The 10923-nt window shown below is 55.6% G+C and carries 8 protein-coding genes and 1 tRNA gene; all 9 read left to right on the plus strand.

What is annotated here, in order from left to right; genetic code table 11:
• Window positions 1-51 precede the first annotated feature (51 nt).
• Window positions 52-699 carry a 7-carboxy-7-deazaguanine synthase QueE gene (queE, locus tag H573_RS0111115; protein WP_027874347.1) on the plus strand — a complete coding sequence of 216 codons (648 nt, stop codon included), beginning with the start codon at window positions 52-54 and terminating at the stop codon, window positions 697-699.
• A gap of 15 nt (window positions 700-714) precedes the next feature.
• A complete protein-coding gene (gene queC / locus H573_RS0111120) occupies window positions 715-1386 on the plus strand; it encodes a 7-cyano-7-deazaguanine synthase QueC (protein ID WP_027874348.1) in 672 nt (223 codons plus the stop codon).
• 78 nt (window positions 1387-1464) lie between these two features.
• Window positions 1465-1539: transfer RNA gene (locus H573_RS0111125), tRNA-Lys, on the plus strand.
• Between the two features lie 227 nt (window positions 1540-1766).
• Window positions 1767-2642, plus strand: a complete 876-nt coding sequence (locus H573_RS0111130) for a lysophospholipid acyltransferase family protein (protein WP_027874349.1) — start codon at window positions 1767-1769, stop codon at window positions 2640-2642.
• Window positions 2643-2963: 321 nt separating this feature from the next.
• On the plus strand, window positions 2964-4853 hold the full coding sequence (locus H573_RS0111135; RefSeq protein WP_036256545.1) for a CocE/NonD family hydrolase: 1890 nt from the start codon (window positions 2964-2966) through the stop codon (window positions 4851-4853).
• A gap of 113 nt (window positions 4854-4966) precedes the next feature.
• Entirely contained in the window at window positions 4967-7339 is a 2373-nt protein-coding gene (locus H573_RS0111140; RefSeq protein WP_027874351.1) for a TonB-dependent receptor, read from the plus strand.
• Between the two features lie 180 nt (window positions 7340-7519).
• Window positions 7520-9883 carry a TonB-dependent receptor gene (locus tag H573_RS0111145; protein WP_084498026.1) on the plus strand — a complete coding sequence of 788 codons (2364 nt, stop codon included), beginning with the start codon at window positions 7520-7522 and terminating at the stop codon, window positions 9881-9883.
• A gap of 412 nt (window positions 9884-10295) precedes the next feature.
• The gene (locus tag H573_RS19535; protein WP_154653876.1) at window positions 10296-10532 is read left to right on the plus strand and encodes a hypothetical protein; all 237 of its coding nucleotides are present in this window, start codon (window positions 10296-10298) and stop codon (window positions 10530-10532) included.
• A 125-nt stretch (window positions 10533-10657) separates the two neighbouring features.
• Window positions 10658-10923, plus strand: a 266-nt coding sequence (locus H573_RS0111150) for an IS3 family transposase (protein WP_027874183.1), incomplete at its 3' end; no start/stop codon positions are given.

Consider the following 10923-nt stretch of genomic DNA (forward strand, 5'->3'; position numbering starts at 1 on the left):
GTTTACTAGCCCGTCTAACGGCCAGGCCGTTTCACCCGGAGCGGCACAAGCATGAGCGCCAGTCTGCGAATTACCGAAATTTTCTACTCTTTACAGGGCGAGTCCAAAACCATTGGCCTGCCCACTGTCTTTGTGCGCCTAACCGGTTGCCCGCTGCGCTGCACCTACTGCGATACCGAATACGCCTTTCACGGCGGTGAGCGTCGCAGCATCGACGACATTCTCACGCAGGTTGCCAGTTATTCGCCGCGGTACATCTGCGTAACAGGGGGCGAGCCGCTTGCCCAGCCGGAGTGCATAACCTTATTGCGGGCACTGTGCGATGCCGGTTACGAGGTGTCCCTGGAGACCAGCGGCGCCATGCCCGTTGCCGATGTTGACCCACGCGTATCGAAAGTCGTGGATCTGAAAACTCCCGCCTCGGGGGAACAACACCGCAATTTGATGGAAAATCTCGACCACCTTAGCGCGAACGACCAGGTAAAGTTTGTTATTTGTGATCGCGACGACTACGACTGGGCGCGTTTCCAGGTCGATCAGCACCGTTTGCCTGAGCGGGTCGGAGAGGTACTGTTTTCGCCGAGTTTTGAGCAGTTGCCGGCGCGCGACCTCGCCGACTGGATCATCGAAGACAACTTGCCGGTGCGCTTCCAGCTTCAGCTACACAAACTCCTATGGCAGGACGCCCCCGGACATTAAGTAATAGGCAGAGCAGTGACAAAGAAAGCAATTGTATTGGTATCAGGCGGTCTCGACAGTGCAACTGTGCTCGCTCAGGCCCGCGCCGATGGTTATGAATGCTATGCCCTGGCCTTTGACTACGGCCAGCGCCACCGCGCCGAATTGATTGCCGCCCGCCGCGTTGCCGATGCGCACGGCGCGAAAGAATTTAAGATTATCAAACTGGACCTGAGCAGCATTGGCGGCTCGGCGCTGACCGACGCCAGCATCGACGTACCCGATGCCGGTGGCGAAGGCATACCCATCACTTATGTGCCGGCGCGCAACACCGTGTTTTTATCCATCGCGTTGGGCTGGGCCGAGGTAATCGGCGCCAACAGCATCCACATTGGCGTGAATGCGGTGGACTATTCCGGCTACCCCGATTGTCGCCCTGCCTTTATCGACGCCTTCGAACACTTGGCGAATGTCGCCACAAAAGTGGGGGTAGAGGGGCAGGCCATGCATATCGCCACGCCGCTTATCGACCTCAGCAAGGCGCAGATCATTGGTTTGGGCACTGACCTGGGTGTGGATTACAGCCTCACCGTATCCTGTTATCAGGCCGATGATGAAGGCTATGCCTGCGGTCGTTGCGACAGTTGTCACCTGCGTCGACAAGGCTTTATCGAGGCCGGTGTCAGCGATCCGACGCGCTATCGTTAATCGGGTAAAAAAAACAATTTTTTTATGCTTATGCTGTTGTTTTTGATCTCAAAATCCGTATTATAAGCGCCTCTTTCGGGGCCGTTAGCTCAGTGGTAGAGCAGTTGGCTTTTAACCAATTGGTCGATGGTTCGAATCCATCACGGCCCACCATCAAATTCCGAAGAAAGCACTGCATTTGCAGTGCTTTTTTTTTGCCGCCCACTTTTCCGACACGAATTTCGCCAAGTGCGTATTTATTGACGAATAAAACGTCGATGTTGCTGCGCGGTCTCGGTATTCTTGGCGCGTTGCGCAACGAGACATGGAGTTATTGCGTAAGCGTACGACCCGCCCGAGGGCGGGGCGAACTACAACCGAAAAAGGCATGACATAGCGTTATGAGTATCAACGACAAGGATTATGTGCCCTACGAGGGCGAAGATATGCAGCGCTACATCGAGCGCGTAGTGGCGGTTGAACCGCCCACCCACCCCGCGCGGGACTGGGTATATAAACTGCTCAAATACCTGTTTTCCCCGACGTTTCTCGATGCCGACAAACTGCCGGACAAACCCTGCCTGTTTGTCGCTAACCATTCCATTTACGCGGTCGATGGCCCGATTCTCGGCCTGCCGATGCTGGCAGAACATGGCCGCTTTTTGCGTGCCTTAAGCGATAAATGGATGTGGAACAGCGTCAATGAGCAGTTCTTGCTGAATCAGGGCGCGGTCATCGGCCACCCAGAGGTGTGCAGTGCGCTGATGGAAGGAGGCCAGGATATTCTGGTATTTCCCGGCGGCGCCCACGAGGCCACCAAACCCGCTGACCAAAAATACACCCTGCAGTGGAAAGAGCGTACCGGCTTTGTGCGCATGGCCGCTAAGCATGGCTACACCATTATTCCCACGGCGGTAGTGGGCCCGGAGGAGTTTTATCGCCACTTAATGGAAGGTCGCGACCTGCCAAACTCGCTGTTGGGTAAATTGCTCACCCGATTTGGCTTGTTAAACGAAAACTCCCGCACCGATCTGATGGGGCCGATTCCGGTTGGCTTGTTCGGTACGCTGTTGCCCAAGCCCCAGCGCTGTTTTATTCAGTTTGGTGACCCCGTTGACCTCAGCGAATACAAAGGCAAAGTGCCCAGCAAAGCGCAGCAAATGGCGATTCGCAGCGATGTTGCTGAAACGATTGAAGGCATGATCTCCTCGCTGTTTCTCAAGCGCGCGCAGCAGCGCTTCAAAGATAAATTCTGGCGGCGAGTGCTCAGCGCTTAATACAAAATATGCCGGCTAAGCCCGGCATTTTTTTTGTTTGCCGATTTCTAGGTAACAAATATGCTCTATAGTGTCTTTGGCGGTGTGGGACACTGCGTGGCATTGGCAGACAATCCACAGCCCGGGTTTTGGGTCAGTATTGATCAACATAATCATAATAATGCTGGCGAGGCGCTAGGCTTGTCTCGCTGTGTAGCGGCTCGCTTTAGCATGGATACTCAGGCACAGCTCCCGCTCGCAACGAATCAATAACAATAATAAACAAGATAAGAATCCGCCCGGCAATTATCGGCCGGTGCGCTCTCAACGCGGAGAATCATCATGATGGGCTTGCGTGACCAAGTAGTGGCCGGGCTATTGATCTGTTTCGGTGCAATGTTAACGGCTTGCGGCGGCTCTTCAAACAGCGGCCAAACCACCACGGCCAATGACACCGGTTCGGCAGAAACACGAGCGTGGCAGCCCTACGAGCGTCCGCAGGAATTCAGCGCGATGGTGACCTTACCCCGCGAATTTATCGAAATGCGCGACGGCGTTCGCCTGTCCGCCCATATCACCTTACCGGCCGACGAGGCGGGGAATCCCGTCGAGACACCGCTGCCGGTGATTCTCACGCAGACCGGATACAACAGCAGTACCGGTGGCGTAACGGCTGCCAACCCCTATTTTGTTCAACGCGGCTACGCGCAGGTTTATGTCGACGTGCGTGGCACGGGAAATTCTGAAGGCGTGTGGGAAGCCTGGGGGCCGGTCGAGCAGGCCGACTACCTGGAAGTGATGGACTGGGTGGCCAGCCAACCGTGGTCAGACGGCAACGTGGGTACCTGGGGGCCATCGTTTATGGCCATCACGCAATTGCTTACCGCGCAGCACAATCACCCGGCACACAAAGCGCTGTTTGCAATCGTGCCGCCGGGGGATGTCTATCGCGATATCACCTTTGCCGGTGGTCAGATCAACGGTGCCTTTGTGCCTGCATGGTTAGGCCTGGTAACTGGTTTGTCGTTAATTCCCGCGCAGGAAAGTTTCCAGGACCCCGAGCAACTACTCAGCGTGTTTGCCGAACACACCGCCAACGCGGTGACGGAATTTCAGGCAACAACCTTGATCGGTGGCCTTACCGGCAATGATGAAACCGCTTACGACAGCGAATTCTGGCGCGTGCGCTCGCCCCTGACTCATATCGACAAAGTAAAAGTGCCCACCTTCGTGGTCGGCGGCTTGCGTGATATTTTTCAGCGCAGCGAACCAATGGCCTACGAGGGACTCAAGGACAACACCAATGCCAAACTGCTTATTGGCCCCTGGGACCATTTGCAGGGTTCCCAGTTAGAGGGGCTGCCGGTCGACGGCATTCCCCACGGCGACGATATTGCGTTGGCCTGGTTCGACCACTACCTGAAGGGCATGAATAATGGGGCAGAAAATATGCCCGCCGTCACCCAATATCTCTATGGCGAAGAGCGCTATGTAACGCTGCCAGACTGGCCACACCCACAGTTGCAAAGTGAGCGCTGGTATTTGCGTGGCGATGGCAGCTTAAGCCAGCAGGGTGCTGCCGCCGATGAGGGGAGCAAGGTTGTCTTGCAACAACCCTTCGCCGGTATTTGCTCAGATAGCACTGCCCAGTGGTCGGCGGGCATCCTCGGTTTGCTTCCTTCTCCCTGCTACGACGACAACCGAATAAATGAAACGCTGGAAGTCACCTACACCAGTGCGCCGATGGAGGAGGACTATTTTATTAACGGCCCCATTCAGGCCGATTTGTGGATCTCTACCACGGCGCTGGATGCCGGCGTGGTGGTGAGGGTGAGCGATGTCTCCCCCGACGGCGTATCCCGGCCGCTGACCAGTGGCTTGCTTACCGCGTCGGCGCGGGCGGTGGACCCTAACCAGTCGCGCTATGTTGCCGGCAATATGATTCAGCCCTGGCACCTATATACCGCCGACAGCCGTCAGCCCCTGGCAATAAACGAGGTGGTGGCCATCAACGTGGAGATATTTTCAACCAGCGCTGTGATTAAACGGGGGCACGCACTGCGCATCTCGGTGGGTGCCAGTGATTTCCCGCGCGGCATCCCGCCAGTGCTAGACCTTGTCGATCAGCTGGCGGGGGTGATGACGGTATACAGCGACGCCGACCGGCCTTCAAGTGTGGTGCTGCCGGTTATCCCTATCGAGGCCTTGCCTCCCGTCGCCAGTGGTGAATAGGCGGTGACTGGCTAATAAACAACTGACAAATAAAAACTCGTAACGTGATTAAAGGCCTTACTCATTAAGGCCGCTGATCCTCCATACCAAAATAATACAAACAAGGAGTGACTATGGGAGTTCGCAAATGCTGTATCGGCGCGCTGGCGCTGGCCGCATTACCTGCTGCGGCGCTGGCCGAGGAGGGCAAGTCCAGGCCGCAGCTGGAAGAGGTGATGGTCACCGCCCAGAAGCAGCAGCAAAGCTTGCAAGATGTGCCGATAGCCGTGGCCGCCGTCGATGGCGCTAAAATTCGCGATGCCGGTATTCAGCGCATTGAAGAACTCACCGCCTATGTGCCCAATTTTAAAATGGCGGTCACCGGGCAGGGCAATGCGGTGTATATTCGCGGCGTGGGCTCGGGTGACAATCGCGGCTTTGAGCAATCGGTGGGCATGTTTATCGACGGCATCTACGCCGGGCGCGGTCAGCAGTTCCAGTCGCCGTTCCTCGATATTGCCTTAGTGGAAGTACTAAAAGGACCGCAGGGCACCTTGTTTGGCAAAAACACCATCGCCGGGGCGGTCAATATCAGCACCGCCAAACCCAGTGATACCTTCTCCGGCGAATTCAGCGCCCAGCACAACCCGGAAATTGGCGCAGAAGAAGTGACCGCCACCGTTAATGTGCCGCTGGGCGATGCCTTTGCCGTGCGGGCAGCGTATAAGCGTTTAACCGAAGACGGCTACGTGAATAATTTTATTCTCGACCAGGATGAAACCGAGCGCGCCGAAGATGTGCTGCGCCTGGGTCTGCGCTGGCGCGCCAGCGATGATCTCGACATCAACCTCAAGCTGGAGCAGTCGGATTTTGGCCAAGTGGGCACCACCCACCAGTTGGTGGATAACACCGGCACCTTTTCGCTGTACCAGTCGAATTTCGGCTTGCCCGTCACGCCGCCTGTGTCACTGCCCGTGCCGCTTTACTCGGTAAATCTTGAAGACGAAATTGACCCCCGCGAAGACGGCCGCCTGGACCGCCGCAAGTCAGACCGTCAGTTCGACTGGCAACCGGCAGTCACCCAAAATAACAGCGAATCCGCCGTATTCACGGTGGAATACGCCCTGAGTGAAACCCTCACGCTTACCAGCGTTAGCGGCTATTCCCAGTTCGATTTTCGATTTAACCTCGACGCTGACTTCACCGACCTGCAGTTCATCGGCACCGAAAACACCGAAGACTTCAGCCAGCTCAGCCAGGAGTTTCGATTGGCGGGGAATATCGGTGACAACATCGACTTTATCGGCGGTGTGTACGCCCACAAGCAGCAGCTTACCAGCACGCTTTGGCTAAACCTGGACTTCCAGGCACTGGGGGTGCCCAGTTCCATCTCGCTGCCGGGCACCACCATTTCCCTACCCAGCCAACTCGCTACGTTTACCGAATACCAGCAAGATACCGACAGCGTGGCGGTATTTGGTCAGGCCACCTGGGCGATTACCGAGTCGCTCAGTGCCACCTTGGGTTTGCGCTGGGGGCAGGATGAGAAGCAGGCCCACAAGTATTTGGATATTGCCGAGTTCCGCAGCAAGGAGCGCACCCCGAATCCCGTGTATGCGGTGTTGGCTGGCGCGCTCAATAACTCGGAAAATCACGACATTAAAAACGCTCGCAAAGTCGACAATGTTTCACCGGCCTTCAATCTGCAGTGGTATGCCAATGAAGATGTCATGAGCTATTTCCGCTACGCCAAAGGCTTCAAAGATGGCGGCTTTAACGCCAACGACACCACCGCCAGTCAGGACGCCTTTGCCTACGAGGACGAAGAGGCCGACACCTACGAGCTGGGCATTAAAACCACCTTGCTCGATGGCGCTATGACCGTGAACGCGGCGCTGTTTTATACAGAGTTTATGGAGCGCCAGGTCAGTAACTTTACGCTGACCGGTTATGTGGTGGGCAATGCCGCCGAGTCTATTACTCAGGGCTTTGAAGCGGATATGCGCTGGGCGCTTACCGAGCGGCTGCTTGTTGGCGCCTCTGTGGCATGGCTGGACTCGTATTTCACGGCCTTTCCCGATGGCCCCTGTACCGCTGAGCAAACCCGCACGGCGTCGGAGCAGGGCAATAAAGATTGCCGTCAGGATCTCAGCGGCCAGGGCACCGATTACGCGCCGGAATACACCGGCAGCCTTACCAGTCAGTATCTGCAACCGATTGGCGACAGCATGGAACTGCGCCTGCAGGTGGATGTGAATTTCAGCGATGAATTCTTCTACACCCAGGACCGCGACGCCGCCGATATGCAGGAGGCCTATTACAAAATAAACAGCCGTCTGTCTTTGGCGCACTTCAATCAGGGTTGGGAGCTGGCCTTAGTCGGCAAAAACCTCACCAACGAAATGACCCGACCCGCGGGCAACGATGTACCGCTGTTTGTTGGCGCCCATTTTGCCGCCACCGACCCCCCGCGCAGCCTGGCCCTGGAAGGCGTTGTGCGCTTCTAACGGTTAGATATTGCCCCAGCGCTCCGGCTGTGGGGCGCTACGCAATTCCGGTGGGGTTTTATTGATACCGCCAGCTAATAACGGATGTGTCGCGCCGCGACACATCCGGCACCGTTGAACAATCTTCCTTGTGCCTGTTTGCGTCACTATGCTGGCGAATAACACTAATAAGGAATTGCTATGGTAAACCCCAGACGATGGTGCACTACCGCGTTGGCCTTGGCCGTGCTGCCAGCCGCCGGGTTCGCGGCTGATGGTAAACCTCGCGCCCAGCTCGAAGAAGTGATTGTCACCGCTCAGAAACAACAGCAGAGCCTTCAAGATGTTCCCATTGCCGTTGCGGCGGTAGATGGCGCCAAAATTCGCGATGCTGGCTTGCAGCGTATCGAAGAGCTCACCGCCTACGTACCCAATTTTAAAATGGCCGTTACCGGTCAGGGTAACGCCATCTATATTCGCGGGGTTGGCTCGGGTGACAACCGCGGCTTTGAACAATCGGTAGGCATGTTTATCGACGGTATCTACGCCGGTCGCGGCCAGCAGTTCCAAGCGCCTTTCCTGGACATTGCACTGGTTGAAGTGCTCAAAGGCCCGCAGGGCACCCTGTTTGGTAAGAACACCATCGCCGGTGCGGTGAACATCAGCACCAGCCGCCCCAACGACGAGTTAGGCGGTGAAATTGCCTACCAATACAACCCCGAGATCGGCGCGCGGGAAGTGACCGCCATTCTGAATACGCCGCTAGGGGGCAACTTCTCGGCGCGTGCTGCCTACAAACGCCTGGAAGAAGACGGCTATGTCGACAACTTTATTCTCGACCGCGACGAAGCCCAGCGCGCCGAGGACTCGCTGCGCCTGGCACTGCGCTGGGACGCCACCGACAAGCTGGATGTAAACCTCAAGCTGGAAAAATCCGACTTCGGCATTCAGGGCACCACCTTCCAGCTCACCGACAACACCGGTACCTTTAACCTGTACCAGTCGAATATTTCACTGCCCATCAACTTGCCGGTTAACCTGCCACTGCCGCTGTTGTCCTTCAACCTGGAAGACGAAATCGACCCGCGCGAAGATGGCAAGTTTGACCGCCGCAAGTCCGACAAACAGTTCGATTGGCAACCGGCCTTTACCCAGAACAACAGCGAAGCCGCTGTGTTTACGCTGGAGTATGCACTCACTGACACCGTGACCTTAACCAGCATCACCGGCTACTCTCACTTCGATTTCTTCTTTAATTTGGACGCCGACTTTACTGACCTGGAATTTATCGGCACCGAAAACACCGAAGACTTCACCCAAATCAGTCAGGAATTTCGCATCGCGGGTACGGTGGGTGAGCGCATCGATTACATCGGCGGTATCTACGCTCATACCCAAGACCTGACCAGCACCCTGTGGCTGAACCTGGACTTCGACGCCGTGGGGATTCCCAGCTCGCTATTGGGCCTATCGCTGCCCACCCAGTTAGCAACCTTTACCGAGTTTGAACAAACCACCGACAGCCTGGCGGTATTTGGGCAGGCCACTTGGAATATCACCGACACGCTAAGCGCCACACTGGGCCTGCGCTGGGGTGAAGACCAAAAAGAAGCTACCAAGTATTTAGATATCGGAGAGTTCCGTTCAAAAGAGCGCACAATTAATCCACTTTACGCGGTGATCGCAGGCGCATTGAACAACTCCGAAAACCACGATATCGAAAACGAGCGCAGTGTAGAAAACGTCTCACCGGCCTTTAACCTGCAGTGGTACGCCACTGAAGATGTGATGAGCTACTTCCGCTACGCTAAAGGCTTTAAAGACGGCGGCTTTAACGCCAGCGACACTACCTCCAGTCAGGACGCCTTCACCTATGAAGACGAAGAAGCCGACACCTTCGAGCTAGGGGTAAAAACCACCTTGTTTGACGGTGCCGCTACCTTCAACGCCGCGGCGTTCTACACCGAGTTTGCCAATCGCCAGGTGAGTAACTTCACCCTGACAGGCTACGTGGTGGGCAACGCTGCGGAGTCGATCACCCAAGGCGTAGAGGCGGACTTCCGCATGGCCCTGAGCGAACGACTGACCATTGGCGCGTCGGCAGCGTGGCTGGACTCCTACTTCACCTCATTTGAAGATGGCCCCTGTGCCGCCGTGCAAACCGATGCCGCCTTCCGCGCTGGTAACCCCGACTGCCGCCAGGACCTCTCTGGCCAGGGCACCGACTACGCGCCGGAAGTCACCGCAAGCCTCACCGGGCAATATGTTCGGCCCATCGGCGACAGCATGGAAATGCGCTTCCAGTTAGACCTGAACTACACCGAGGAGTACTACACCACCCAGGACCGCGACGAAGCCGACAAGCAAGACGCCTTCTATAAAATCAACAGCCGCCTGTCGTTGATGAGCTTCGCCCAGGGCTGGGAGCTGGCCCTGCTGGGGAAAAACCTCACTAACGAAATCACCACCTCACACGGCAACGACGTTCCGCTGTTTGTAGGCGCTCACTTTGCCTCTACCGATGCGCCGCGCAGCGTCGCCGTGGAAGGGGTGCTGCGCTTCTAAACCCCCCGCGTGTAAACCACCTAACAGGCCCTCATTCGAGGGCCTTTTTGTTTCCAGCATTGGCAATAAAGCGCAGCGTGCAAGCCGTTGTCTGCTGGCAAACTACCTATTCACGCCGCCTATAGTTTTTTGTGCGCCAAGCCTTTATGCTCGTATTTCCAGCAAGGAATGCGCGTTAATCCTGAGCGATTACCAAAAACGCGCGGCAAAACAGCCACATAAGGAAATACGGGCAATAGCTATGACACCCTGCCTTCAAGACAAACGCGCATGCGCGTTATTCCAGCCACCGACTTTGCGTGAGTACGTCGGTTTAGTAATAGATTCAATGCCTTGTGCCATTGGGCGGTCTAGTGGTGGTCGGGCAAACCGAGCGTGCGCTATGTATGAATGTTAGGCAATAAGGGAAATTATGAGCCTAGAAATCACATCGTTAATAAGCAATATTTCTGCTCCAGCAGTTGCTGGGGCAATTATAGGAATTGTTATAGGTATTATTCCCATTCTGAAGGGGGATATTGAAAATGCATGGAAGAAGCATTTTTGTCGTCAAGTTAGATCAGGGATTATCAAAGACCATCTATCGTATGAAGATATGCTGCATATAGCGGAACGGTGGCGTCAAGATAGAAAGTTGAATCGCCACTAGTTCACTAGACGCTTTTCAGCCTCTTTTAAATACTGACGCTCATAATCTACAGGTGTAGTGGCATAGTGAATTTGGCCACCTAATTAGAGGTGATAGCATCACCTCATTCGATTACAGGTGACCCAATGACCAGACCATCACGCCCGACCTTCAGCCCCGAGTTTCGGCTCGAATCCGCACAGCTCGTCGTTGACCAGGGCTATTCAGTGAAAGACGCCGCCGAAGCCATGAACGTGGGCAAGTCCACGATGGACAAATGGGTTCGCCAACTCAAGCAAGAACGTTCTGGTGGCAGCTACGATGCCTCTCCTATGACCTCAGAACAGCGTCGTATTCGGGAGCTCGAGCGGCAAGTTAAGCGCCTTGAAACAGAGAAAGACATTTTAAAAAA

The sequence above is a fragment of the Neomelitea salexigens DSM 19753 genome (assembly GCF_000422345.1).
Lineage (GTDB): Bacteria > Pseudomonadota > Gammaproteobacteria > Pseudomonadales > Spongiibacteraceae > Spongiibacter > Spongiibacter marinus_A.

Bases quoted from the DNA above. Each gene is read 5' to 3' on its own strand.
- queE (WP_027874347.1), top strand. From the start codon at position 52: ATGAGCGCCAGTCTGCGAATTACCGAAATTTTCTACTCTTTACAGGGC.
- H573_RS0111130 (WP_027874349.1), top strand. From the start codon at position 1,767: ATGAGTATCAACGACAAGGATTATGTGCCCTACGAGGGCGAAGATATG.
- H573_RS0111135 (WP_036256545.1), top strand. From the start codon at position 2,964: ATGATGGGCTTGCGTGACCAAGTAGTGGCCGGGCTATTGATCTGTTTC.
- H573_RS0111140 (WP_027874351.1), top strand. From the start codon at position 4,967: ATGGGAGTTCGCAAATGCTGTATCGGCGCGCTGGCGCTGGCCGCATTA.
- H573_RS0111145 (WP_084498026.1), top strand. From the start codon at position 7,520: ATGGTAAACCCCAGACGATGGTGCACTACCGCGTTGGCCTTGGCCGTG.
- H573_RS19535 (WP_154653876.1), top strand. From the start codon at position 10,296: ATGAGCCTAGAAATCACATCGTTAATAAGCAATATTTCTGCTCCAGCA.